Here is a 783-nt window from a genome sequence, read left to right as displayed (position 1 = left end):
CCGTATGTGCTGCTGGTGCACGGCGGACCGACGTCGCACGTCGCGGGCGCGGCATCCGGACGAGTCGCGTTCTTCACGAGCCGCGGAATCGGCGTGCTGGACGTCAACTACGGCGGGTCATCCGGGTACGGACGCGAGTACCGGGAGCGGCTGCGCGGCCAGTGGGGCGTCGTCGACGTCGACGATGTCGCGGCCGCCGCCGCAGGTCTCATCGCGGAAGGCCGGGTCGATCCCGCACGCCTGACCATCGCCGGCGGCTCCGCAGGGGGCTGGACGGTGCTCGCCGCCCTTGTGCAGACCGATGTGTTCGCGGCGGGGATCTCCCGCTACGGTGTCGGCGACGCGCGGGCGCTCGCGGCCGACACGCACGACTTCGAGTCGCACTATCTGGACGGGCTCATCGGTCCGCTGCCCGACGCCGAGGCCGTCTACCTCGAACGGTCGCCGCTGAGCCACTCCGAGCGCTTCCGGGTGCCGATCCTGCTCCTGCAGGGGGCCGACGACCTCGTGGTGCCGCCGTCGCAGTCGGAGGCGATCCGCGACGCGCTGCGGACCGGCGGCGTGCCGCACGCGTATGTGCTCTACACCGGCGAGGGACACGGCTTCCGCCGCGCTGAGACGCTCGTAGACGCACTGGAGAAGGAACTGGCGTTCCTCGGCGGGGTGTACGGCTTCGACACCCCTGGCGTGCCGCAACTCGAACTGGACTAGCGGTCGCCGACCCGGAAGGGCTCGAGGTCGGCGGCGAGTCGAGGCGACACGAACGCGTGGAGCGCGGTGCCC

At 71.9% G+C, this 783-nt stretch carries 1 protein-coding gene; it reads left to right on the top strand.

All coding sequences use genetic code 11. From position 1 onward, the window contains the following. On the top strand, positions 1 to 711 hold a 711-nt coding region (locus AC1DVT_RS20495; RefSeq protein WP_477391267.1), incomplete at its 5' end, for a prolyl oligopeptidase family serine peptidase. Between the last annotated feature and the right edge of the window lie 72 nt (positions 712 to 783).

The organism is Microbacterium sp. P2_F9, assembly GCF_056403635.1.
The sequence above is the reverse complement of the archived record's forward strand: the minus strand, read 5'-3'. Positions and strand labels throughout refer to the sequence as shown.